25 protein-coding genes and 1 pseudogene are annotated in these 24,708 nt (G+C 44.8%); 20 read left to right on the top strand and 6 right to left on the bottom strand.

What is annotated here, in order from left to right; all coding sequences use genetic code 11:
• Nucleotides 1–143 precede the first annotated feature (143 nt).
• From Q7A53_RS19585 to Q7A53_RS19570, 4 genes are read left to right on the top strand one after another with little or no spacing between them, the layout of a single operon-like run.
• Nucleotides 144–1,196: an ArsR/SmtB family transcription factor gene (locus Q7A53_RS19585; protein WP_411790898.1), complete on the top strand. Its 1,053-nt coding sequence runs from the start codon at nt 144–146 to the stop codon at nt 1,194–1,196.
• Nucleotides 1,159–2,418 (top strand): MFS transporter, encoded by a 1,260-nt coding sequence (locus Q7A53_RS19580; RefSeq protein ID WP_411790897.1) that lies wholly within the window; start codon nt 1,159–1,161, stop codon nt 2,416–2,418. The genes Q7A53_RS19585 and Q7A53_RS19580 overlap by 38 nt, the downstream gene beginning before the upstream one ends.
• A gap of 48 nt (nt 2,419–2,466) precedes the next feature.
• Nucleotides 2,467–2,910 (top strand): GNAT family N-acetyltransferase, encoded by a 444-nt coding sequence (locus Q7A53_RS19575; RefSeq protein WP_411790896.1) that lies wholly within the window; start codon nt 2,467–2,469, stop codon nt 2,908–2,910.
• 12 nt (nt 2,911–2,922) lie between these two features.
• On the top strand, nt 2,923–3,471 hold the full coding sequence (locus Q7A53_RS19570; protein WP_411790895.1) for a GNAT family N-acetyltransferase: 549 nt from the start codon (nt 2,923–2,925) through the stop codon (nt 3,469–3,471).
• A gap of 184 nt (nt 3,472–3,655) precedes the next feature.
• Here Q7A53_RS19570 and Q7A53_RS19565 read toward each other — a convergent pair whose 3' ends face one another.
• Complete coding sequence (locus Q7A53_RS19565; RefSeq protein WP_411790894.1) at nt 3,656–3,796, bottom strand: hypothetical protein; 141 nt, start codon at nt 3,794–3,796, stop codon at nt 3,656–3,658.
• A gap of 172 nt (nt 3,797–3,968) precedes the next feature.
• Here Q7A53_RS19565 and Q7A53_RS19560 point away from each other — a divergent pair, with 172 nt between their 5' ends.
• Nucleotides 3,969–4,529, top strand: coding sequence for a PadR family transcriptional regulator (locus tag Q7A53_RS19560; protein WP_411790893.1), 561 nt, complete (start codon nt 3,969–3,971; stop codon nt 4,527–4,529).
• Entirely contained in the window at nt 4,510–6,081 is a 1,572-nt protein-coding gene (locus tag Q7A53_RS19555) for an MFS transporter (protein WP_411790892.1), read from the top strand. Before Q7A53_RS19560 ends, Q7A53_RS19555 begins: the two co-directional genes overlap by 20 nt.
• A gap of 211 nt (nt 6,082–6,292) precedes the next feature.
• On the opposite strand, the gene Q7A53_RS19550 is transcribed toward Q7A53_RS19555, so the two are convergent.
• A complete protein-coding gene (locus Q7A53_RS19550; RefSeq protein ID WP_411790891.1) occupies nt 6,293–7,039 on the bottom strand; it encodes an aminoglycoside adenylyltransferase domain-containing protein in 747 nt (248 codons plus the stop codon).
• A 470-nt stretch (nt 7,040–7,509) separates the two neighbouring features.
• On the opposite strand from Q7A53_RS19550, the gene noc reads away from it, so the two are divergent.
• The 4 genes and pseudogenes from noc to Q7A53_RS19530 all read left to right on the top strand — a co-directional run bounded on the left by noc (nt 7,510) and on the right by Q7A53_RS19530 (nt 10,994).
• Nucleotides 7,510–8,370 carry a nucleoid occlusion protein gene (gene noc, locus Q7A53_RS19545; protein ID WP_411790890.1) on the top strand — a complete coding sequence of 287 codons (861 nt, stop codon included), beginning with the start codon at nt 7,510–7,512 and terminating at the stop codon, nt 8,368–8,370.
• Nucleotides 8,371–8,620: 250 nt separating this feature from the next.
• Nucleotides 8,621–9,394: a ParA family protein gene (locus Q7A53_RS19540; protein WP_411790930.1), complete on the top strand. Its 774-nt coding sequence runs from the start codon at nt 8,621–8,623 to the stop codon at nt 9,392–9,394.
• Nucleotides 9,375–10,217, top strand: a complete 843-nt coding sequence (locus Q7A53_RS19535; protein ID WP_411790889.1) for a ParB/RepB/Spo0J family partition protein — start codon at nt 9,375–9,377, stop codon at nt 10,215–10,217. Before Q7A53_RS19540 ends, Q7A53_RS19535 begins: the two co-directional genes overlap by 20 nt.
• A 74-nt stretch (nt 10,218–10,291) precedes the next feature.
• Nucleotides 10,292–10,994, top strand: a pseudogene (locus tag Q7A53_RS19530) (DUF554 domain-containing protein).
• 7 nt (nt 10,995–11,001) lie between these two features.
• Here the strand turns inward: Q7A53_RS19530 and yyaC are convergent.
• The gene (gene yyaC, locus Q7A53_RS19525) at nt 11,002–11,622 is read right to left on the bottom strand and encodes a spore protease YyaC (protein WP_411790888.1); all 621 of its coding nucleotides are present in this window, start codon (nt 11,620–11,622) and stop codon (nt 11,002–11,004) included.
• A gap of 89 nt (nt 11,623–11,711) precedes the next feature.
• On the opposite strand from yyaC, the gene Q7A53_RS19520 reads away from it, so the two are divergent.
• From Q7A53_RS19520 to rpsR, 7 genes are all read left to right on the top strand, one after another.
• Nucleotides 11,712–12,731, top strand: a complete 1,020-nt coding sequence (locus Q7A53_RS19520; RefSeq protein WP_411790887.1) for a YkvI family membrane protein — start codon at nt 11,712–11,714, stop codon at nt 12,729–12,731.
• Nucleotides 12,732–12,783: 52 nt separating this feature from the next.
• The gene (locus tag Q7A53_RS19515; protein ID WP_411790886.1) at nt 12,784–13,686 is read left to right on the top strand and encodes a mechanosensitive ion channel family protein; all 903 of its coding nucleotides are present in this window, start codon (nt 12,784–12,786) and stop codon (nt 13,684–13,686) included.
• 20 nt (nt 13,687–13,706) lie between these two features.
• Nucleotides 13,707–13,904: a DUF951 domain-containing protein gene (locus tag Q7A53_RS19510; protein ID WP_411790885.1), complete on the top strand. Its 198-nt coding sequence runs from the start codon at nt 13,707–13,709 to the stop codon at nt 13,902–13,904.
• Between the two features lie 256 nt (nt 13,905–14,160).
• Nucleotides 14,161–15,258 carry a redox-regulated ATPase YchF gene (ychF, locus tag Q7A53_RS19505; protein ID WP_411790884.1) on the top strand — a complete coding sequence of 366 codons (1,098 nt, stop codon included), beginning with the start codon at nt 14,161–14,163 and terminating at the stop codon, nt 15,256–15,258.
• A 143-nt stretch (nt 15,259–15,401) separates the two neighbouring features.
• Nucleotides 15,402–15,692: a 30S ribosomal protein S6 gene (gene rpsF / locus Q7A53_RS19500; RefSeq protein WP_411790883.1), complete on the top strand. Its 291-nt coding sequence runs from the start codon at nt 15,402–15,404 to the stop codon at nt 15,690–15,692.
• An 11-nt stretch (nt 15,693–15,703) separates the two neighbouring features.
• Nucleotides 15,704–16,186, top strand: a complete 483-nt coding sequence (gene ssb, locus Q7A53_RS19495; RefSeq protein WP_411790882.1) for a single-stranded DNA-binding protein — start codon at nt 15,704–15,706, stop codon at nt 16,184–16,186.
• 22 nt (nt 16,187–16,208) lie between these two features.
• Nucleotides 16,209–16,436 (top strand): 30S ribosomal protein S18, encoded by a 228-nt coding sequence (gene rpsR / locus Q7A53_RS19490; RefSeq protein ID WP_411790881.1) that lies wholly within the window; start codon nt 16,209–16,211, stop codon nt 16,434–16,436.
• Between the two features lie 138 nt (nt 16,437–16,574).
• Here the strand turns inward: rpsR and Q7A53_RS19485 are convergent, their stop codons facing one another.
• Nucleotides 16,575–17,015 (bottom strand): Rrf2 family transcriptional regulator, encoded by a 441-nt coding sequence (locus Q7A53_RS19485; RefSeq protein ID WP_411790880.1) that lies wholly within the window; start codon nt 17,013–17,015, stop codon nt 16,575–16,577.
• Nucleotides 17,016–17,197: 182 nt separating this feature from the next.
• On the opposite strand from Q7A53_RS19485, the gene hmpA reads away from it, so the two are divergent.
• Nucleotides 17,198–18,430: an NO-inducible flavohemoprotein gene (gene hmpA, locus Q7A53_RS19480; RefSeq protein ID WP_411790879.1), complete on the top strand. Its 1,233-nt coding sequence runs from the start codon at nt 17,198–17,200 to the stop codon at nt 18,428–18,430.
• Between the two features lie 532 nt (nt 18,431–18,962).
• Here hmpA and Q7A53_RS19475 read toward each other — a convergent pair.
• Both Q7A53_RS19475 and Q7A53_RS19470 read right to left on the bottom strand, forming a co-directional pair.
• Complete coding sequence (locus tag Q7A53_RS19475) at nt 18,963–19,601, bottom strand: YczE/YyaS/YitT family protein (RefSeq protein WP_411790878.1); 639 nt, start codon at nt 19,599–19,601, stop codon at nt 18,963–18,965.
• A gap of 187 nt (nt 19,602–19,788) precedes the next feature.
• Nucleotides 19,789–21,453, bottom strand: a complete 1,665-nt coding sequence (locus tag Q7A53_RS19470) for a peptide ABC transporter substrate-binding protein (protein WP_411790877.1) — start codon at nt 21,451–21,453, stop codon at nt 19,789–19,791.
• A 245-nt stretch (nt 21,454–21,698) separates the two neighbouring features.
• Between Q7A53_RS19470 and Q7A53_RS19465 the strand changes: the two genes are divergently transcribed.
• Both Q7A53_RS19465 and serA read left to right on the top strand, forming a co-directional pair.
• Entirely contained in the window at nt 21,699–22,862 is a 1,164-nt protein-coding gene (locus Q7A53_RS19465) for a pyridoxal-phosphate-dependent aminotransferase family protein (RefSeq protein ID WP_411790876.1), read from the top strand.
• The gene (serA, locus tag Q7A53_RS19460; RefSeq protein ID WP_411790875.1) at nt 22,863–24,446 is read left to right on the top strand and encodes a phosphoglycerate dehydrogenase; all 1,584 of its coding nucleotides are present in this window, start codon (nt 22,863–22,865) and stop codon (nt 24,444–24,446) included.
• Nucleotides 24,447–24,708 lie beyond the last annotated feature (262 nt).

The raw sequence follows: 24,708 nt of genomic DNA, 5'->3' as shown, positions 1-24,708 counted from the left end.
CCTGCTTTCTGTTCGTTGTGCTCATTCTTCCACAACCCTTCGAAAATATTACTTGAAAAGATACCCACTTTCCTTAATTAAATGGTTCGATATTTATTGAATTTTATGTTCTAAAAATATAGAATATAAAAGAGGTGATTTTAATGGAAGTATTCAATTCTTCAAGCAGAAACCGAGAAACTTATCACATCGCCGTTCAGTCTTCCTTGCTCTGGGAAACAGCCCTGGGTATCGCAGCGATAACCAATACAGCCTTAAGGGATACGCTGGAAAAACCCATGAACGAATGGGAGGCGATTCGCAAATCAATGTCTCAAGGAATGAAACAGCATCTGGATACCGTCCAGCAGCATAATACGTGGAAGGCTCTTCTTGAACTGCTTCATCAATCACATTTACTAACTCTTGCCGACTTTACCCACTACATACAACAGCTTACTGAGGAAGATTTGAAGTTCAACTGCCTCCCTTTTATGGGCAAAAAGAAAACAGGAGCACGAATGGCTGCTGCTCGTGGTGACCTGGCAGCAGTGAAGGATCTTCAAGAACTCACGGCCGGTCACGCCTTTTTAACAGACTATATTGAATATATAGCCACTGCCGATCCGGCTTGGCTAAAGAAGCATTTAATTGAAGTAATGACAGGCTGGTACGAGCAGGTAATTGCTCCGGAAGCGGATCACCTGGAGGCGATTCTTTCCCGCGATCATCAGTCAAAAGCTGTGGCCAAAGAAAAGATGCATCCCGAGGAACTCGTCAGCTGGGCAACGGGCGGAATTGAGTATACTCCAGAGCCCAGCGTTTCTCGTGTGCTGCTCATTCCTCACCTGACGTATCGTCCGTGGAATGTAGAAGCCGATTTAGAGGATACGAAAGTATTTTATTATCCCGTGGCGAACGAAAGTATGAATCCTGAAGACCCTTATATGCCTGACCAATTTCTCGTTCAGAAATGCAAAGCCTTAGGAGATGAAAACCGCTTGCGCATCCTGAAGATTCTTGGCGAGAAGGAACGGACGCTGAAAGAATTAACGACTCTCCTCTCTATGCGGAAAAGTACCGTCCATCATCATGTAAAGCAATTGAAAGCAGCGAGATTTGTGAAGCAGAACGGAGCTATTTATCAGGTAGCTTCTCATCAATTAGCGTCGCTTGGGCATGAATTACAAGGGTACGCCGGCGGCCATTATGAGTGAACCGCTCGTTCAGCCCAACGAATCCCCTCTCCCGTTGAAACGGAATTTTCCGGTTTTTCGCTTGATGGGCGGTAATCTTATTTCTTTTGTAGGCGATCAAATGTACCTGCTGGCACTTCCACTGCTTGTACTAGAAATCACTGGCTCGCCCCTCAGCATGGGGCTGGTTGCCGCACTTGAGCGTCTTCCTTTATTGGCACAGCCATTCATGGGCGTTTTCACGGACTATTTCAACCGTAAAAAAATTTTAATCGCGTGTGACTTGGGACGCTTTCTCCTGTTAATCGGAACAGCTCTCTTGTATTTCTTCAGTCTTTTAACGATGATGGAACTATCATGCACTGCTTTTTTCATCGGGGTATTCAGTCAAATTTATAATACGTGTCAATTTGCCTCTGTTCCCAAGCTTGTCAGAAAAGAAGATTTGCAGCTCGTCAATTCGATCAATTCCAGTTTATTTAACACGGCTGTGTTCACGGCCCCAGCCGCTGGAGGTATTGTCATTTCCTTGATGAATCCTGGAGCCGCTCTATTTATGAACGGACTCAGTTTCTTAGCTGCCCTTTGCGCGGTGGTCAGTCTGCCCCTCCCTATGTCTCGGGAAGAGGTTTCAGGACGTGCGTTTATGAAGGATGTGAAAGCTGGATTTGACTATGTCTGGTCAATGAAACCGATCTTATTTACCAACGCTGCCATGTTTTTTTCGGTTTTCGGAACGACGTTATTTTTAACGATGCTGGTGTTTCATTTGAAACAGGTCATTCGTTTAGATGCCGTCCAAATCGGCTGGCTGCTATCGGCAGGAGGACTTGCAGCGATTCTAGGTTCGATTACCTCGAGCTTTGTCAGAAAGCACCTTACATACCGCTCCATCCTTTTTGCAGGGTCTATAATCGGCGGCGGTTCAATCGTGCTTTTCGGATATGCTGATTCGTATGTCTGGCTGCTGGCTGGTAATGCTATAGGTACGTTTGCAGCATCCATTCAAAGTCCTTGTATCCTTACCATTAGGCAGAAATTAACGCCCGATCGCTTATTAGGAAGAGTACAGGCCACCAGCCGCTTTCTTACCTGGTTCACCATGCCATTTGCTGCGTTTTTAGCAGGCATCCTGGCCGATTCTTTTGGAACGGGCAGAACGATTCTTACCGCCGGTGTGATCGTCATATTGTCTTCCTTTTTTTATTTACATCGTTCGCTAGGGAATAAAGCCCTTCTGTAACAAATAGTCTTAAGTAACGACACTATTTTTACAGAAAGGGAGAGGGTTATGGTCATCATGCCTGCAGTGCAAAAGGATCTGGAGGAAATTTTACGACATACGGCCGAGTCGTTTAATGAAGGCTCGCAGGGGAATTACTATGTGAATGATGCTTTAGCGTCAGAAATGATGAATACTGTCCTGCTCAGAGGCGGAAGAGTATTAGTGATGAAGGAACCTGACACTCACGAGTTTGCGGGATGGATCTTATATGGAATTGAGAAAGATGAAATCACCCAGGATGATTTCGGATTTATTTATGAACTTCATGTGTTAAAACCATATAGAAAAAGAGGCTATGCGACGGCATTGATGGAGGAAGCACTCCATCAATTAAAGCATCATGGGCTGAAACGGGTCAGACTCGTCGTCTATAAAGGCAATTTCGCCATCGACCTGTATGAAAAATTAGGCTTTTCCCAGCACCGCATTGTTATGGATAAGCCGATTTAAGGAGGAAATCTCATGGATCCCCAGTTGAATACAAGACGACTGCATCTACGCCCCTTTTCGTACACGGATGCGAAGAAGGTTTCCAAGCTTGCTGATGATCCAGTTATTGCAGCCACGACCCAGATTCCCTATCCTTTTACATTGGAGAAGGCAGAAGATTGGATTGCCCTGCATAGAGGCTGGATGGAGAAAGGTTCGGCCTATCCGTTTGCTTTGGTCACCTGGGAAGAAGCAGAATTAGTGGGGACCATTACGATCCGTATCGATAAAAACCATCATAAAGGGGAGCTTGCCTATTGGATAGGCAAGCCCTACTGGGGAAAAGGGTACGCCACAGAAGCGGCCCGAAGAGTGATCCGATTTGGCTTTGAGGAGCTATACTTACATAGAATCTGGGCCCAGGTCATACATTCAAATGCTGCTTCGCAAAAAGTTCTCGAGTACACGGGGATGAGTTATGAAGGCACATTGAAAGAGGATCTTTACCATCAGGGAACCTATGCCGATGTAGATATCTATGGAATTCTTTCAAGTACATATGTTTCACATGAAACAAAATAACGAACCTACGCTGGAGGGTAGGACTATATTTCTTGATTCCTCCTTGGTAACAGAATAATCAAAAGTAAAAAGTGTACAACAAGCAGAACAAGTAAATCCGAACGATGATGGAATGGTAACAAAGTTATTCCGTCATTGTTCGGATTTTATAATGAAGGAAAGACTTTTGTCCCTGCCTCGTTTTTTACTGTTGTTTGTAAGCAATGAGGATGATTTCCTCCGTCGTCTCTTCTTTCATAAGCTTCTCTAAACGCTGAATTTCACTGAGCATACCATGGTTAAGGTCTGCCGGCTTATAATCTTCACTTCTGCTTTCCTGATTCATCTCTTCTCCCCCCTATGTCTTTGCTTTTTCTCTAGTCTTTGCTGGTTTAGAAATGTTAATCAAGCTGGATTGTAAAAAAAATATAAATTTGACCCATAAATAGTTGTTATTTATATCTTATAGATATATTATAAGGAGCGGTAAGGGTCTGTCATTGAATGAGGAGGTTACGATGTACGAATTATTTATATTAGGAGAACTTAAAGATAAACCGATGCATGGGTATTTGCTTCAATATGTGCTGGGGAAAATAATAGGTCCTGACCGTAAGATGAGCTGGGGCGTATTATATCCGCTGCTTCAAAGGCTGACTAAGGAAGGGTATATTACTCAAACTCTTCAGGAACAATCCGGTCCGGGACGTCCTAAAAAGATTCTCAAAATCACGGACAAAGGTCTCAGCCGTTTCGATGAATTAATGGAGGAACCAGCAGAATACGACCAAAATACGGAAGATCTTTTTCATATCAAGCTTAGTAACTTTCATCATATAAATGAAAAGCTGAGATTGGCGATTCTAGAACAACATAAAAGCTATCTGCTTTATCTTCTTGATTATGTAGAAGAAAATCGTTCCCTTGTCATGGATCAAGAAGAAATTAAAAATGATGAAAAAACAAGTATTAATTCAGTATTAACTCATCGAAGCAAGCGGATCGAAGCCGATTTACAATGGCTGAAACAGGAGATGGAGCACGTGAAGGAGGAAAAGTATGACACAGGAGAAAAGTAATAAACGCTGGTGGGGGTTAGCGGCCGTTTGTTTTGGATTATTTATGGCCCTGCTTGATGTGACCATAGTAAACGTGGCCCTGCCGACCATCCAAAGTGATTTTAATACAGATTTTAGCCAGTTAGAATGGATTGTGAATGCTTATACATTGATCTTTGCGGTAGCTTTAATTACCGTGGCGCGTCTGGGTGACATTTTTGGAAGAAAACGATTTTTCATGCTCGGATTAATCGTATTTACGATTGGTTCTTTACTATGTGCGCTGGCCCCTGGTATTAATTTCTTAAATATTTCCCGGGGAATTCAAGGGCTGGGTGCTTCAGCCATGATGTCGTTATCGATGGCGATCATTTCGACCACCTTTTTTGGAAAAGAACGCGGGATTGCGTTTGGAGTCTGGGGAGGCGTCAGCGGTCTGGCGACAGCGATCGGCCCTTTGGTAGGCGGAATTTTAGTACAGAATTTCAGCTGGCAGTCGATCTTTTATCTTAATCTCCCAATTGGACTGATCGCCTTAGTGATGGCTTTTCTTTTTATTAAGGAAACGAAGGATGAAGAAACTTCGAAGTCGATTGATATTATTGGATTTCTGCTGATTACAGCGGCCATGTTCTGTCTGGTATTTGGTTTAATTGAAGTGAATAAATCAGATCTCGGCTGGACGTCCCCTGAAATTATCGGGCTGCTAGGCGGAGCACTCATCAGCTTTATCGTCTTTGTGCTAGTCGAATTAAAAATAAAAACCCCGATGGTGAATCCAAGAATATTTAAAAACCTTAGTTATTCCGGGGCTTGTATCGCTGCTTTTTGCTTAAGCGCAGGTGTTTATGCACTTTTCTTCTATTTAACCATTTATCTGCAAAATTATCTCGGGTTTTCAGCGCTTGAAGCTGGACTGAGATTTATTGCGATCAGCGGGTTTGCCTTATTCCTTGGACCCATTTCCGGAAACCTGACCGATAAAATCGGCTCAAAACCCGTGATCGTCACAGCGTTAGCGATTCTTGCGATTGCTGACTTTATGATGACGCTCGTATCTTCTACGCAGGACCAGAGCAATTGGATTTATTTATTACCAGCATTCTTAGTGGCTGGTGTAGGAAATGGTCTGATTAACCCTCCAATTTCGACCACTGCTGTGGATACCGTTCCTAATCGAATTGTCGGGATGGCATCAGGGGTGAATAACGTTTCCAGACAAATTGGAATCGCTTTTGGGACAGCCTTTCTGGGAGCTGTTCTCTCCAACCAATACGTCAATGCGATTCAAGAGAAAATCAGCGGCTTAAATATGCAAGGAGTTCCTGATGATGCGAAACAGGATATTATTGACGGAATTTCCTCGGCTGGTCCGATTGCCGGGAGCCAGGGTCTAGAAGGAGCAGGCGCCGATAAATATCAAAGTATGCCGGGATTCTCTCAAATTCAGGATATTGCTCAGACCGCCTTTGTGAATAGCTTAGACCAGGTTTTTGTCACGGCGGGAATCATCTTAAGCCTGGGAGCGATTTTAAGTTTCTTCCTCATTAAAAAGAGTGATTTTGTCGATTAACCGTTTTAACGCTGCGAGAGAAAAGCAATTTCATATGACAGAATGAGACAGGGATCTTTTTAGCCATTATTAAATCCGAACGATGATGAAGTGTTAATCACATGATTTCATCACCGTTCGGATTTTTGTCCTGCAATTAAGGGAATAGAAAAGGGTTACCTGAATGACCGCTCCGGAAATACATTCCGCTTTTCTAATTATGTTCCTTTCTTTACAGGTTCAGTTTGCGCTGCCCAAGCTCAATTGCCTGGTCAGCGAATTGCAGGACCTGCGCTTTCATGGCGGAATCTGCCAGGACGAAGCTTTTCTTTCCCCTTCTCAGCTGAATAGCTTCATCGATAATTTCCTGGTGTTCAGGCATCATTTTCCTAGCCCAGTCTAAAGCGGATTCTTTTCCGATAATGTCGTGGCATTCAACCGTATAGAGGATTCTCGCTAATCCCGAGACGACCCAGACGATCTCCTCGCCGTCTGCATCTGCCTGCTGCCCTTTGGCTATGTAATGCGGCCAGTAGTGAGTCAGGTTATATTTCATTTCCTCCATCACGTCGTCCATAGTTACAGCTGGAAGGAGCTCAGGGCCGTACCAGCTGGTTCTCAACGTCCACCAGGTCACCGCATTAAGGTTATGATAGCTAGCGGAAGCAAACGATCCGCCTTCAAGAGAGGGATAAGGAGAAACGTCGCCGTTCCCTTTGCCATGCGCAGAAATCGGCAGGAACATGACGTCCAGTCTATGATAGAATTCAGGATATGTATGGCGGATGGTGTCATGGAACATTTGAATTTGCGGAGTCAGCTGAAGTAGATCATCTTCAGAATGAAAAAATATGATCAAGTCCCAGTCACTTTGTTCCTTATTAAATGCACCAATGGCCCCGGAACCATATTGATAGATTCCGAAAGGGGAGGGTTCCAAGGTTTGGACGAGCTTATGGACATACTGGTTTATGTTCATTTTGATCAACCTTTCTCGTTTGTAAATTTTCATCCTTCTGTTATTTTTTAGAGGAAAATACCGGACCCGCGCCGAATGAATGAGCATACGAATGAAAGAGGAGTGCGGGAAATTATTTTTAAGCTTAGTAAATCAGGGTATACCCTGCCGTAACAGGGATGGTGAATCCATTCTCGATTTTTGCGAGTCTCCTTAGTAATTAAATACTTTGCATTTCATGTGGTCTATTTCTATACTTAGACTATATACGTGTGAAGAAAAACAATTCTTTATGACTATTCTATCTATTAATTTTTCCATATACTAGATACTTTTACTACTGTAAATATGATAAAATAACGTAAGAGTGAAAACGGCATACCTATGCGCAGCAGCCGGAAAGCCTGCAGCGCTTTTTTCTGTTTTTGAGCTGGTTCTATACAGGCAGCAGAGGTAGCGTATGCTTGATCGTAAAAAGGTGGTGTCTGATCGTGTTACATCCTTTTGGCCGTTTGTTCGGACTGGGAGACAAGTCAGAATCTGATCATGAGAATGATGGGGAAGGATATAATCCTGACGAAGTTCTGCAAATACCGGTTCAACGTGTTCAGCCGAACCGTTACCAGCCTCGCGCGATATTTAACCACGAAAAGATAAAAGAACTTGCCCAGACGATCCATACGCATGGGATGATTCAGCCAATTGTGGTCCGTCGCTTAAATGATGAGGATTTTGAATTGATTGCTGGAGAACGAAGGTGGCGAGCGGTTCAATCGCTCAATTGGGAAACGGTCCCCGCCATTATTCGTGACATGAACGACTCACAGACCGCATCCGTCGCGTTAATCGAGAACCTGCAGCGTGAAGAGCTGACGGTTATTGAAGAAGCCATGGCTTACGCAAAGCTGATTGAAATCCATGAATTGACGCAGGAAGCTTTGGCACAGCGTCTAGGCAAGAGTCAATCGACAATCGCTAATAAAATGAGGCTGTTAAAGCTTCCGCAATCGGTACAGCAAGCAATTATGGATAAGAAGATTACAGAGCGGCATGCCCGTGCTTTAATTGGAATAAAGGATCCGGAGCTGCAAGAGAAAATTCTCGCTGAAATTATCGAAAAGCATCTAAATGTGAAACAGACCGAAGAGCGGATCGCCAAGCTGGCTGAGCCTAAACCGAAGAAAAAGAAACCGACCCTTAAAGGGGTCAATAAAGATATGCGGATTGCGATGAATACGATTCGCCAATCGCTTACTATGGTGTCGGACACCGGCATTGATCTGGAAACAGATGAAGAAGATCATGAAGACTATTATCAAATCACGATAAAAATTCCAAAGAAAAAATCATAGCTTTCTGAACACCCATCTTTACGGCTGTGAAGGTGGGTGTTTTTTCAAGGATTCTTTAATATTTCTAATATTTGGATAAAACCCGCCTTTTTCCTCCTATTTTCTTAGAAGAATGATAGAATAAAAAGACATAGAGTACCGAAAAAGCGAGGAATTTCAAGGGTGTAATCGATTTTTGAGATGGGGAAACGGCGGCAGCAGGATTGGTTCACGCAAGAATCGAAATATGAGGAAAGAGGCAGGTGACAGCATGGGGAAAGTGATTTCCATTGCCAACCAAAAAGGAGGCGTAGGTAAGACCACGACGGCGGTTAATTTAAGCGCATGCCTGGCATATTTAAATAACAGAGTACTTCTGGTAGATATAGATCCTCAAGGCAACGCTACGAGTGGGATAGGTGTTGAGAAAGGGGAAATGGATCAGTGCATCTATGATGTACTGGTGGACGATGTGGAAGCAAGTCAGGTACGGACGACCACCCTGGTAGAGAATTTAGATGCCATCCCGGCGACCATTCAATTAGCAGGGGCAGAAATTGAGCTTGTTCCTACCATTTCCCGGGAAGTAAGATTAAAGCAGGCCATCGACAAAATTAAAGACGAGTATGACTATGTGATTATCGACTGCCCTCCATCCCTTGGGCTGCTGACGATTAATTCACTGACCGCTTCTGATGCTGTGCTGATTCCTGTCCAGTGTGAATACTATGCGCTGGAAGGACTGAGTCAATTGTTAAATACCGTCCGGCTTGTGCAGAAGCATTTGAACAAGCAGCTGATGATTGAGGGCGTCCTTTTGACAATGCTGGATGCGAGAACGAACTTGGGAATTCAGGTAATTGATGAAGTAAAGAAATATTTTCAGGAAAAAGTCTATCAATCGATCATTCCCCGGAATGTCCGGCTGAGTGAAGCCCCGAGTCATGGAAAACCGATTATTTTATATGATCCCAAATCCCGCGGGGCTGAAGTGTATTTAGACCTAGCAAAGGAAGTGATCGCTAATGGCGAAAGGGTTAGGTAAAGGATTAGGATCCTTAATTAAGCAGCAGGGTGAGGAAATCAGTGAAGTCCTTGTTAAAGAATGCCGGCCCAATCCGTATCAGCCCCGGAAAGAATTTACAGAGGAAGCGATTGACGAGCTAAAGCAGTCGATACTTGAACACGGGATCCTGCAGCCGCTCATCGTTCGAAAAAGCATTAAAGGCTACGAAATCGTTGTAGGAGAACGCCGGTTTCGGGCAGCCAAGGCCGCCGATTTCGACTCAGTTCCCGCTCTCGTCCGTGATCTGACCGATGAACAAATGATGGAGCTTGCGCTGCTCGAAAATTTACAGCGTGAAGACCTTACTCCGGTTGAAGAAGCGATGGCTTATCAGAGCCTGATGAAGGAATTGGGCGTCACTCAGGATCAATTAGCCGGACGGTTAGGAAAAAGCCGCTCCCATATCGCTAATCTCGTCCGGCTGCTGTCGCTCCCGTCGGACATCATTAAGCATATGAATCAAGGAACTTTAACGATGGGCCACGGCCGTGCCCTGCTTGGATTGAAGGATAAGCAGGAGCTCTCCTCCGTTGCTGATAAAATTGTTAAAGATCAATTGAATGTCCGGCAGGTAGAGCGTCTTATTGCGGATATGAATGAACAGAAGGCCGCGAAGAAGAAGAAAGAAACAGAGAAAGATATTTTCATAAAAGCCCGCGAAGAAACGTTGAAAGAGCAGCTCGGCACAGGAGTTACGATTCATAAAGGGAAACGAAAAGGGAAAATAGAGATTGAATTTTTTAATGATGAGGATTTAGAACGAATCCTTGAATGGTTTGAAACAAAGGAACAGGATGCCTGATGGATAGAGCACCTTCAGGCAGGTTTACATAAGGAATCTATGTTTCACAGGAAACAGAAATCGGAGAGAATGTCATGGTATTACTAGGAACCTTAGTCAATGGGGCCTGTATCGCTGCCGGGACGCTTCTGGGGTTGTTTTTTACCAAGATTCCCGAACGCTATAAAGAAACCGTGATGAGCGGTGTCGGGCTTGCGGTCCTTCTAATTGGTTTGAAAATGGGATTTAAAACGGACAATATTGTCATTGTGCTGCTCAGTCTGTTAACCGGTGGTATCCTGGGAGAAGCAATTCGTTTAGAAGAGAGACTGGAATACATCGGCCGCTGGATAGAAAGAAAATTTTCCAGTCCTGATAAACAGTCAAGTGTCGCTCAAGGATTTATTACCGCTTCGCTGATTTTTGTCATCGGTGCGCTGGCGGTTATTGGCGCGCTGGACAGCGGGTTGCGCAATGATCATGAAGTTCTGATTACGAAAGCGATTATTGATGGCTTTGTCGCTCTTGTGCTCACCTCAACGCTCGGATTCGGGGTTATTTTTTCTGTCATCCCTGTCGTGCTGTATGAGGGCTCTATTGCTTTGCTTGCCACACAAATTAATCGCTGGGTGCCGCAGGAGATGCTTGATTTATTTATTACGGAAATGACGGCAGCGGGAGGATTGCTCATTGTAGCGATTGGCTTAAATCTCCTTAAATTAACGAAAATCCGTGTCGCTAATCTACTGCCCTCTCTTTATGGTAGGAATCATTTTGTACGTGGCTCAGTGGTTCTAGACAGCAGCTAAAGAGGCTGCTGTTTTTTTATGGGAAAAACCATCGTTGGATAGGCAGGCGCAGCGGCACGCTTGCTGAAACGCTGCTGATCGGTTAAACGAATAGCAGCGGCTACTTGCGCGGCCATTTTCATCACAATGTGCAGCCGTGTATTTTGCAGGACCACATATTCCATAAATCCACTGACGTTCACCATCCCGCTGATATGAACATCCCCCACCGGAGGAAGGTCTTTCTTTAATGCCGCTCCCGGAGAAATGGTTCCCTTTCCCAGGCTGACGCAGCCGACAGAGGAAGACTTTCCTAAGCACGCATCTATGGCGAGAATAAACGGCCGGGGATGAAGCCTATGAATCTGTTCCAATTGTTCATGTAAATTTAAGGCGTGTAACGGGTTCTCTAACGTTCCATAGACTTTAAAGGTTTCTAGAAGCTGATCCTCAAGCATGGACCCGATCAATGGACCAAATGCATCCCCGGTGGACCGGTCGGTGCCGATGCAAGTAATAATAACTTCGCGCTCTGCCGGCAGCCATTCCTCTAAGTAGACACTTAATTGCTGACTCATATCCGGATCGTCCATATTTACACGCCGTTCACTGTTGGAAAACTTGTCCTTAAAATTCATAGCCACTCCTCCAGACACATAGTAGTAACAGTATATAAGTCTGTTCACGGTTCTATACGTGCCAAATACATTAAGGTGGAGGAGCGGTCATGTTAAAAGCAGGAATCAAGTGGATGTTTTTGATTGTGGGGACGATGATTGGCGCTGGTTATGCTTCTGGCAGGGAGCTTTGGCAATTTTTTGGACAAGACTCAGGCATGGCTATTCTGTTGTTCGCGATCATGTTCAGCATATGCTGTGTGTCGATTTTGGATATAAGCTTCAAGAAACAGTCAGGCCATTATCTTCCGGTACTGAAAGCAATTGTGGGGAAACATTTGACGGTTGTCTATGACGGCATGATTATTATTTATTTGTTCACGACCACTGTCATTATGCTCGCAGGAAGCGGGGCGACGTTTCAGGCGTTTCACTTTTCCTACCGGCTAGGCGTGATGATTATTGTGATCCCGCTCATTCTATTATTTGTGTGGGACGTGAAAGGGATTGTCGCCGTGAACAGTCTGGTTCTCCCTTTGCTGATTACGGGTTTACTGTTTGTGTTAATCATGTTTATTAACGACCACAATTTAGAGATTTTCGGTCATTTTGATGAAATGAGCAATTGGATGGCTGCCTTTCCGTTTACAGCTTTGAACATTCTGCCGCTGATAGCTGTCCTTGGGGCGATCGGGAATAAAGTGAAATATAAAGGAGAGATTTGGGTCGCCAGCTTAGGGAGCGGATTAATTCTCGGGGTGATTTCCTATTTATATAATAATAGTTTGATCCAAATTTCTGATGAAATCATCCTATATGAAATTCCACTTTTTGCCATACTAAAGCACTACCCTTACGAGATGCTGATTTTCATGTCGTTAATGCTCTGGATTGCGATCTTCACGACGGCTGCATCAGGCACGCTTGGCTTAGTTACCAGGTTCCGAGACTTTTCCAAGCAGCCCCTGTGGATTGTGGCGATGGGGATGATTGCGCTCATGCTTCCGTTTACCTCTTTCGGGTTCTCGACATTAATTGAGTATTTGTACCCGCTTTATGGGGTTCTGAACTTGTATGTGCTCACTTCTCTCCTGCTTTATCCGGTATTACAAAGATTCAAAATCCGTTAAAAACCTGTTAGAATAGTTCTCATATTCATTGGCGTAATGGGAGGGATAACAGGTGACGGCAAAGGTGACGAAGGAAGTGGCAAACAAGTGGGACAACACCATAGACTATGTTACTGGTCCAGATCTTTGGGTAACGATTGGTGTGGCTGTTTTGCAAATTGTGCTCATATTAGTCTTAACGTTTGTGGTAAATCGTCTTGCAAGAAGGATCACCTCTCAGTTTTTTGAAAATCGCCGCCGGGGGCCATTTAAAATCACCCAGCGCAGAGAGGCGACGCTGAAGAAGCTCGTTATGAACACGATCAACTACATTGTGTACTTCACCGCGTTCATCATGATTTTAGACACCTTTTCTCTTGATGTCGGAGCCTTGCTTGCCGGCGCCGGGATTGCCGGTCTTGCGATTGGCTTTGGCGCGCAGAATCTAGTGCGCGACATCATTACTGGATTTTTTATTATCTTCGAAGATCAGTTTTCCGTCGGCGATTATGTGCAGGCTTCCGGTGTGGAAGGCTTTGTGGAGGAAATTGGCTTACGAACATCGAAAATAAAGAGCTGGACAGGCGAGGTTCATATCCTGCCCAATGGAAACATCTCGCAAGTCACCAATTTTTCCATTCATAATAGTATTGCCGTTGTTGATGTGAGCATCGCTTATGAAAGCAATATTGAGAGGGCCGAAGAGGTCCTGCATGAGCTGATGGCTGAGCTGCCGGACCGCTACCCCGACCTCGTGCTGACTCCAGAATTGCTGGGTGTTCAGGGTCTTGGTTCATCGGACGTTGTCATGCGTATAATCGCTGAAACAGAACCGATGCAGCACTGGGCTGTGGCACGAGCGATCCGGAAAGAAGTGAAAACTCGATTGGACACAGAGGGCATTGAAATTCCGTTCCCTCGTCTGGTCATGTATTCCAGAAACGACGAAGAAAAAGTCAAAGAACCTGTTCATTAATCATAGTAGGAGGAAGTAAAATGCCTGAGAAGAATTATGATTTAGAGGACATTGTGCAAATGAAAAAACCTCATCCGTGCGGAGAAAACCGCTGGAAAATCATCCGCCTGGGAGCGGATATCCGAATTAAGTGTGAAGGCTGCGGCCACAGCATTTTAATTCCTCGTAAGAAGTTCGAAACGAAGATGAAGAAAGTATTGGAAAAAAACGAAGCGTAACCATTTCCGAGCAGCCCACTTGTATCTGCTCTGCTGAGTCTTTGTAAACTTTTGCATCAGAAAACAAGCGGTTTAGGAGAATTAAGAGGCGTATGCAAGCCGGTAATCGTTTTTTTAATAAGCGAAAAGGAAGAAAACAAGCGCTCAGACAGGCTTGTTTTTTGCTTCTCTACAACTTGTTATTTTCAATCACAGTATCTATAATTGGTATGACTAGCATGCATGTATGTATATCCTTAAGGAGTGAAAGTCTTATATGGCACTAACAGCAGGAATCGTAGGTTTACCGAACGTAGGAAAATCTACGTTATTTAACGCAATTACACAAGCAGGAGCGCTGTCTGCGAACTATCCGTTTGCCACAATTGACCCGAACGTAGGGATCGTGGAAGTTCCGGATCGTCGTTTACAGACGCTGACCGAGCTTGTGAACCCGAAGAAAACTGTCCCAACCGCTTTTGAATTTACTGATATTGCCGGCATCGTAAAAGGCGCCAGTAAAGGGGAAGGACTGGGAAATCAGTTCCTGTCTCATATTCGTCAGGTGGACGCGATTTGTCACGTCGTCCGCGCATTTGAAGACGAAAATATTACCCACGTATCCGGACAGGTCGATCCGATCTCTGATATTGAGACCATTAATTTGGAATTAATTTTGGCAGACCTTGAGACCGTTTCTAAACGGATGACACGTGTGGCTAAAATGGCCCGTCAGAAAGATAAGGAAGCTGTGGCGGAACACACGGTGCTTGAAAAGCTACAGGAAGCTCTGGAAGCTGAAACACCTGCCCGCGCCGTTGATTTTTCAGATGATCAGCAGAAGATTGTTAAAGGCCTTCATCTATTGACCTCCAAGCCCATCCTCTACGTAGCGAACGTAAGCGAAGATGAGATCGGCGAAGGTGACAATGATAAAGTCAAACAAATCCGTGAGTTTGCAGCTGCAGAAAACGCGGAAGTTATTGTCATCTGTGCGAAGATTGAAGCAGAAATCGCCGAGCTTGAAGGGGAAGAAAAAGCAGAATTCCTTGAAGACCTGGGTATTAAAGAAGCGGGATTAGATCAGCTGATTAAAGCGACCTATAACTTGCTCGGCCTGGCAACGTACTTCACAGCAGGCGAACAGGAAGTACGTGCCTGGACCTTTAAAGAAGGCATGACCGCTCCTCAGGCAGCTGGAATTATTCATACGGACTTCGAACGTGGATTTATCCGTGCAGAAACCGTATCTTATGAAGATTTAGTCGAAGCAGGAACAATGGGCGCTGCCCGTGACCGCGGACGTGTACGATTAGAAGGTAAAGATTATCTGGTGAAAGATGGCGATGTTATCCATTTCCGGTTTAACGTATAAGCGACTCCAGGATCCTTCCGTTATAAGTATTGAATTTCTTGAACAAGTTTGCTATAATACTTCATTGTGAGTAATTGAATAGAAATTACTCCTTGCTCCTTCAGCCAGAAGGAGCCGCTAAGTCCATAAGGAGGTGAAAACGGATGAGAAATTATGAAATCATGTACATCATCCGCCCAGACATCGAGGAAGAAGCTAAAACAGCTGTAGTTGAGCGTTTCAGCACAATTCTGACTGATAACGGAGCGGAGATTGAAAAAGTTAAAGAAGTTGGCAAGCGTCGTCTTGCTTACGAAATTAACGACTATCGTGATGGGATCTATGTAACAATCGACTTCAAAGGTACAAGTGAAGCGATTAATGAATTCGATCGTCAAGCGAAGTTCACGGATGATATTATCCGCCACATCGCTGTACGCGAAGATGACAAATAAGGAGTGATCTGATGTTAAATCGTGTCGTTTTAGTCGGCAGATTAACGAAGGATCCTGATTTACGCTATACGCCGAATGGAGTAGCTGTCGCCAACTTTACCATTGCGGTAAACCGTCCATTCTCGAATAATCAGGGTGACCGGGATGCAGATTTTATTAACTGTGTCGTTTGGAGACGAGCAGCAGAGAACCTGGCTAACTTTATGAATAAAGGAAGCCTTGTCGGAGTAGACGGACGTTTACAGTCCCGCAGCTTCGATAATCAGGAAGGCAAACGTGTATTTGTAACAGAAGTTGTTGCAGACAGCGTTCAATTCCTGGAGTCTAAAGGCGGATCTTCACAAGGTGGAGGAAACCAAGGCTCAGGGTCTCGCTCAAATCAGAATCAACCATCAGGAAATAACTTCGACTCTAATAACCAGCAGCGCAATGAGGACCCATTCGCAGATAATGGGGAACCTATCGATATATCAGATGATGATTTACCATTCTAATTAAGTAAGGAGGGAACGCCTCATGGCACGTCGTGGACGCGGTAAACGCAAAAAGGTGTGTTTTTTCACAGCAAACGGAATTACACACATCGACTTTAAAGATACAGACTTGCTTAAACGTTTCGTTTCCGACCGTGGAAAAATTCTTCCTCGTCGAGTAACTGGAACTTCTGCTAAGTACCAACGTAAATTGACAAAAGCGATCAAACGCTCTCGTCAAATGGCTCTATTGCCTTACACCACTGAATAGTAGACTTAAAGCACATTAAGTTTCCGAACTTAATGTGCTTTTTTTATCGTCTAAAAGACAGATTCATATCCCAGTTTCATAAGTAAACAAAAAGCCTTGTCGTCTGTTTAATGACGACAAGGCTTTTTCTTATAAGGTTTAAAGACGAATGTCCATCAGCGCGCGTAATTCATCTTTATTGGAGAGCAAGTCGGCAAGCGTGTATTGATCAAGCACCTCTAAAAATGCTCGCAAGGCATCGTTTAGAATGTGCTTAAGCTTGCAGGCGGGAGTGATGACGCAATAATTGTTGTCTTTATCAAAACATTCTAAGAGCAGAAAATCCTCTTCCATCAGACGCACAACGTGGCCCACATTAATCTGAGCGGCCTGCTTTGCTAATTTGAGGCCACCGCTCCGGCCGCGGATCGTTTCGATCAGCTCAAATTTATTTAACTGGTGAATAATTTTTCCAAGGTGATTTTCCGAAATATGAAAAACCTCAGAAATTTCTTTTTTACTGGCAAGCTCTCCCTCGGGCTTGGATGCTGTATAAATTAATACTCTCAGAGCGTAATCCGTGTATTTCTTTAATCGCATTGTTCGTCCCTCATTCAACTTTTCCATTATCTTACCACAGATTCCCCATCCGTGTCTTTGCATGCTGACCGACGCCCTATGCAGTGTCATAGAATTGTCACTAAAGGTGTATTTAAAATGCTTCTTTTATAAGTATAATAAAGATGTAAACAAAATACATCATTTAAAGAGGAGTTATGATTATGCTGACTCAAACAAAAAACCCATTAAATGAACGCACGATCGAAATTATTAAATCAACTGTACCCGTCCTGAAAATCCATGGGGAAGCAATTACGACCTGTTTCTATCAGAATTTATTTAGAGACCACCCAGAATTAAAGAATCTATTTAATCAAACCCACCAAAAAGCAGGAAAGCAGCCAAGGGCGCTTGCCAATGCGGTCTATGCGGCAGCTGCTCATATCGACCGGCTTCATGAAATTATGCCAGCGGTGGAAAAGATTGCAGAGAAGCACCGCAGTCTGCAGGTGCGCAAAGAGCATTATCCTATTGTAGGAGAATATTTGCTGGGAGCCATTAAAGAAGTGTTAGGAGACGCGGCAACCGATGAGATTCTGCAGGCGTGGGAGGAGGCTTACGGGGTCATTGCTCAAGTCTTTATTCAAGTGGAAGAAAAGATGTATGAAGCAGCGAAACAGCAGGAAGGAGGCTGGGAAGGCTATCGTAACTTTAAGGTGGTCCGTAAACAGATCGAAAGTGAAGAGATCACTTCCTTCTACTTAGAGCCCGTTGATGGCTTGGCGATCGCTAACTTTAAGCCTGGGCAGTATATTACGGTTAAGGCAGAGATTCCAGGAGAAGAGTATACGCATGTGAGACAATACAGTTTGTCTGATGCTCCCTTGCAAGAACACTACCGGATTAGTGTAAAACGGGAAGATGGCAATGCAGGAACAGATGCGGGTAAAGTGTCCTCCTGGCTGCACCATCACCTCAAGGAAGGCGATATTCTGCCGCTTACGGCCCCTGCAGGAGATTTCCACTTAGATATGAAATCTGATAAACCGCTGGTCCTGCTTAGCGGAGGAGTAGGCTTAACTCCTTTGATGAGCATGATGAAAACCGTTCATATCCGTCAGCCTGAGCGGCAGGTGTTCTTTATTCATGCTGCCCGCAGCGGAGCGGTGCATGGGTTAAAAGAGGAAATGCGCCTTCCTGATATCAACACGGCGATCGTCTATGAAACTCCTTCTGAAGAGGACCGAACTACACAGGCGTTTGACCATGAAGGATACATTGATTTGCCGTATTTAAAAAGTCTCGTTCCCAAGGATGCCGAATTTTATTTCTGTGGACCGACCGGCTTTATGAAAGCTATGTACCAGTCACTTAAAGAGTGGGAAGTCCCTGCTGGCCAGATCCATTATGAATTCTTCGGTCCTGCCGGCAGTTTAGATCAAAAATCTAATTGACTATGAAAAGGTGGATGTGAGTACAAAATGGATAATTGACTGCTCAATCTACCTGCGAAGACTCCTGGTGAAATACCACTGTCGCAGCCACCGCTGGAAGGGGAAAAAGCCGTTCCTCATGAAACTATTCATTATGAAAGAGGCTGGAACAGAAGTCTGTTAGCCATTATTAAACCCGCATGATGAAGAGGTTAACACGTCTTCATCGTGCGGGTTTTGTTCTGTCCAGCATAACGTGGGATTTCTTGACGGTTACACAGGACGTATGGTTTGTTTCCCTGATGAACAGGAAAAAGGAAATAAAAATTAGAAACCATTCCAGCCTAGGAAATACACGGAGACTTCTGCGGGAGGAAGGCATTGGTGTGACCCCGGAGTGCGCAGCACGAGGAGGCAGACCAGCCGCCCGCGAAAAGCGGAGTGTATTTCCGGAGCGTTCTTTCTAAGTAAACCCCTGCACTTCCCTTGTTTGTCTTTAAATGGCAGGTATTTTCTTTTGTTTCAGGCTCCTTTTTTTTTTGTATTTAGTGTACTAGGCACTCGTCTTTGATGTCGATGCTGATCCGTTAATCCGTTTATCAAACCGTTTGACGACCCGCATGAACAGTTGAATAATTGTTCCGCTGAACACCGTGATGAGCAGGGTTCCGATGCCGATAGCTCCGCCAAAGAGGAAGGCGGCAATCACTAAGATAATACTAATGACTGCTCTTGAAATCGAAACGTTCCATCCGGTGAGTTTGGTAACCACCAGCATCGTGCGGTCAAATGGATTAGGGGCAAAGTCCGCCTGCAGGTTGATCGCAATCCCTAACCCGGCAAAGATCATTCCTAACAGAAGGTAGGCGAGTTGGGAGGCAAGTCCCTCAGGATGGATAAAGCTCCCGGTGGTATACACCCAGAGGTCAATCCCCGCGCCGGTCATGAATGACGTTGCAAGCGCAATAATTTCCGGAAGTCTTCGATCAGCGATGGAGTTAAAGAGAATCATAGACAGCCCGACAACGATTTCCCAGCTGCCGATTGTTAATCCAAAGGTGCGGTATAACCCTACGAGCAACGCATCAAATGGAGAGGTGCCCAGGTGCGAGTGAATCGTAAGCGCGATCCCTAAAGTTAATACTACAATTCCTACGCTATAATAGAGTGCCCGTTGATAGAATCTTTTCATAAACCTGCCCCCCTTTCCGGTTCTCATCCCTATCCGTTTCCGATCTGAATTCTTCTCTATACTTGTCACGTAAACGTATCTTATCCATCCCGCTTTTTCAAGAAATATAGGTTTTTATTCAAATAAATGCGGTTAAAAAAGAGCCTCCCCATCAAAATGGAAAGGCTCTTGATTACATGGTCTCAATTTATTCTACATGAGCCCATTTAAATTCAAATTCAGGTCCGGTAGCGGTAGTAAATACCCCTTTAATGCTTGGACGGAACAGCTGAGCTTTCGCATCCTGATACATCGGTGCTACGGCAGCGTCTTCTGTAAGCAGAAGCTGTTCTGCTTCAAGGAAGGTCTGGTAACGTTTTTCAGGATCCTGAGCATATTCCCCATTGGCTTTCTTAATTAATGCATCATATTCTTTGCTTGAATAGTTCATGTTATTGTTCTGGCCATCTGTCAGGTACATATTCATGTACGTGTTCGGGTCAACGTAGTCAGGACCCCAGGTTGCTGCTTCAATTTCAAATTCAGACTCCTGGTCACGGCGGACACGTTCTTTAAATGGCACTTCGGCCAGTTTAACCGTTAGACCATCCAGGTTGGATTCCAGCTGGTCTTTGTAATAAGCAAGTACATTTTTCGAAGTACCTGTATCATCACCAAGCAGTTCAAGCGTAACGGAATCTTTTCCTAGGGCTTTCATAGCTTTATCCCAATGCTCTTTGGCTTTATCTTTGTCGTAGCTGACAAGAGGACCTTGCGCATCTCTGAAATCTTTGTCGCTGTCAGGCATGGAAACAAAGTTTGACGGGATATAGCCTTCAGCCGGAACTGAACCGTCATTCAAAATAACATTCGTTAAGGATTCACGGTCTATCGCATAAGAGATCGCTTTACGCGCATCTACATTGGAAAGAACCTCGTTATCCTGGTTAAATTTAAAGAAATAAAGATAAGGTTTCTCTGCAATGTTAAAGTCTTCGGAACCTTTATACTGATCCACAAACTCGGCATTGAGTTCCGTTTGGTCAATCTGATCGGACTCGTACAAGTTAACGCCGGTTGAAATCTCTTTAATGACTTTCGCATTGATCTTGTCCAGTTTCACACTGTCGGCATCCCAGTATTTATCGTTTTTCTCAATGGTCCAGCCTTCACCATGATTCCATTCCGTCATTTTGAAAGGACCATTGGAAAGTGTGTTTCCTGCTTCAGTTGCGAATTTATCGCCCTGTTCTTCTACATATTTCTGATTAAGAGGCATGAATGTAATAAATACGGTCATTGATTTGAAATATGGAACAGGTTTTTCAAGCTGTACTTTCAACGTATGATCGTCTACAGCTTCTACGCCTAATTCTTCAGGATCTTTTTTGCCCTGGCTGACAGCAGTAGCGTTTTTAATGACGCCGCCAAGGAAATACGGACCATATTCGGATCCTACATCAGGAGTTACGGCTCTTCTCCAGGAATAGACAAAGTCTTTCGCTGTAACCGGGTCTCCATTGGACCAGTTGGCATCGCGCAGTTTAAACGTCCAGGTGAGGCCGTCATCACTGACACTGCTATCTTTAGCCATACCTTCTTTAAGTTCACTGTTTTCTCCTAAACGGTAAAGACCCTCCGTTGTTTCCCCTGCCCATTGAAAGGCAACAGTGTCGGTGATTAAGGATGGATCCATACTCGGGATCTCACTTTTCGCTGTTACGGTGATTTCCTGTTTGCTTGAGCTATCTGAATCTGAGCTGCTATCGCTGTCATCGGAACTTGATTCATCGTTTCCGCCCCCGCTGCATGCTGCGAGTACCAGGGAAAGCATCAAAGTTAATAATAGCCATAGTTTTCGGTGTTTTCTCAAAGTAATCCCCCCAAAGTAATTTGTAATTTTCTAAAAATGCCTACTTTTTTGATTATACAGATTATTACCGAATATTACAGTAATTTTACAAGAGAAAAAAAAGAAAAAAAGTCATATGGCAGAATATTCGAATAAGATTGACAATGAAATAACTTTTGATAGGATTAAGGAATATCATTTCTTTTCTAACGCATTAAAGGATGAACGAAAAGGAAAAGAAACCAGAATCAGGAGGGAATAAGCAGATGAAGCGTGAATGGGAATTACTTCATACACCTGGTCCGACTCCAATTCCGCCCAGTGTGGATCGTGCCATGAGCCAGCCGATCATTGGACACAGAGGACAAAAGTGTAAAGACTTACTTAAGGAAATGACTCCACGCCTGAAGACGGTTTTTGGTTCTTCTCAGGATGTGCAATTGATAACGGGAAGCGGAACCTCGGCACTGGAAGCGGCCGTTGTGAATACGACTTCGCCTGGCGATGAAGTGATTGTAGTGGTCGCCGGCGCGTTTGGAGAACGATTTGCGAAGATTTGTAATACCTACGAATTAACGGTCCATCAAATCGATGTGGAATGGGGAAAAGCTGTGCAGCCAGAAGCGGTGGAGGCCGTACTGAAACAGCACCCGGATACGAAGGCCGTTTTTGTGACTCATTGTGAAACCTCGACAGGTGTCATGCACCCTGTGGAAGAGATCGCTCAACGTGTGCACAAGCTGAGTGAAGCGCTAGTGATTGTAGATGGAGTGTCTTCCATAGGAGGAGCAAAGATCGATATGGAACAGTCTGGAATCGATTTCTTAGTTTCAGGTTCTCAAAAAGCTATGATGCTGCCTCCAGGTTTGGCTTTTGCTGCAATTGGCAAACGGGCGTGGGAAGTTATCCATCAGAATGACCGTCCTCGCTTCTACCTCGATTTAAAAACGTACGATAAGAAATTACAGGACGGCCAGACTCCGTTTACGCCAGCCCTTTCCTTATTATTCGGACTGGAAGAGGTGCTCAATTTAATAGAAGAAGAAGGTCTGGAACACGTGTATGAACGCCATCAATTAATGAAACGCATGACCCGGGAAGCCTGTAAAGCTCTTCATCTGCCTTTATTTGTGTCCGATGAGGACGCCTCCTGTACGGTGACGGCTATCAAACCGGAAACTTTTGAAGCGGAACAGCTGCGCAAAATTGCCAATGAAGAATTCGGTCTGCTTCTCGCAGGCGGTCAGCAGCATTTGAAGGGGCAGATTTTTAGAATCGGTCATATGGGCTACAGCCGCCCGGCCAATGTGCTGCAATATATTAGTGTGCTGGAAATCGTTTTAAAAAGGGTAGGGCATGAATTTGAAGCTGGCGCAGGTACGGCAGCTGCCCAGGAAGTCTATTTAACTGCTGCAAGGGAGCTGGTATAAATGCATCGTGTATTAATTTGTGATCCATTAAGTGAGGATGGGATTCGTCCGCTATTAGATGCGGAAGATGTGGAAGCGGTGATGGATCCTTCCCTCAGCCATGAAGAACTGCTGGAAGCTGTAGGAAGCGCTCATGCGATTCTCGTCCGCAGCCAGACGCAGGTGACCAGAGAAGTGATTGAGCATGCGAAGGAACTGAAAGTCATTGGACGGGCCGGGGTCGGTGTGGACAACATTGATTTGGATGCGGCGACAGAGAACGGAGTCGTCGTGGTCAATGCTCCTGATGGAAACACGATTTCTACCGCGGAACATACGATGGCCATGCTGATGTCACTTGCCCGTAATATTCCGCAGGCCTATCATCAACTGAAGCTCGGGAACTGGGAGCGCAAGAAGTTCGTAGGGGTAGAATTAAAAAATAAAACCCTCGGTATTGTGGGCTTTGGAAGGATTGGTAAAGAGGTCGCTCAGCGTGCGAAAGGACACCGCATGAATGTAGTCGCTTATGACCCTTTTTTAACAAAAGAAAAAGCAGACAAAGCGGGGGTAAGTCATGGCAGCGTTCAGGAAGTGCTGCAGCAGGCGGACTTTTTAACGGTACATACCCCGTTAATCGCAGAAACGAAGCATTTAATCGATAAAGAAGCGATCCAGCTGATGAAGCCGGGAGCTCGTATCCTAAATTGTGCCCGCGGCGGCATTATTGAAGAGGATGCGCTCTATGAAGCTGTGAAAAGCGGAAAGATTGCCGGAGCTGCTCTTGACGTATTCGAAGAAGAGCCTGCCGTTGATCATCCGCTGCTTTCCCTCCCGGAAGTCATCGCGACTCCTCACTTGGGAGCAAGCACGATTGAAGCTCAGGAGAATGTGGCGACCGATGTCAGCTATGACGTGATGGAACTTCTCCGAGGAGGCACCGTGAAGCATCCGGTAAATATGCCATCCGTATCCTCAGAAACGATGGATAAAATCGCCCCTTATTTCCAGCTTTCTGAACGATTAGGAGCTTTCTTATCCAGAGTAGTCAATGGGGCATTGGAAAAAGTGAACGTCTATTACTCTGGTGATCTGCTGGATGTAGATACCATGCCGTTGACGAGAATTGCGGTTAAAGGTATTTTGCAGCGACATATCGGAAGTCGGATCAATGATGTGAACGCCTTTAAGACGGCTTCAGATAAAGGCATTATTATCAATGAACAAAAATCTACTTCGACCAAAGGATTTACTAACCTGATCACAGTTGAAATTGAAACGGATCAGGAAAAGCGCAGCATTGCCGGGACTCTGCTGAATGGATTAGGCGCACGAATTGTTCAGCTGGATCAATATTCAATTGACGTGATTCCAGAAGGACATTTAATCGTGATCCATCACCAGGATCAGCCGGGTGCCATCGGTCATGTTGGAAGTCTGCTTGCTGAGCATCATGTGAATATTGCAACGATGCAGGTGGGCCGGACGATTTTAGGCGGTGACGCGGTCATGATTCTAACGGTCGATAAGGAAGTCGAAGGCCAGTGTAAAGAATCGCTTGCTGAAGTGGGTAATATTAAGAAAGTGCAGTGTTTGACGTTGTAAGATCAAAGCAGGTGAGCGTAACGCTTACCTGCTTTTTTTAGGATCTTTTTATAGGAAGACTCAGTTTCGAGACGATAGTGGGGATCTAAGGGCTGCGGGAAAAGGTTCGCTTTCCGTGGGGCGCGCGCTGAGCCTCCTCGAGCAAAGCTCTCCGGGGTCTCAGCTGTCCCGCAATTCCCACAGGAATCTCCTGTGGGATGCACATGACAGGTGAGATCCCGGAAGGCCTACACTGACCCCCGATTGTTGGACACTTATCCAA

Origin of the sequence: Halobacillus rhizosphaerae (assembly GCF_046719735.1) — a bacterium.
Lineage (GTDB): Bacteria > Bacillota > Bacilli > Bacillales > Halobacillaceae > Halobacillus_B > Halobacillus_B rhizosphaerae.
Note: the sequence above shows the minus strand (reverse complement) of the source record. Positions and strands in the feature narration are given on the sequence as shown.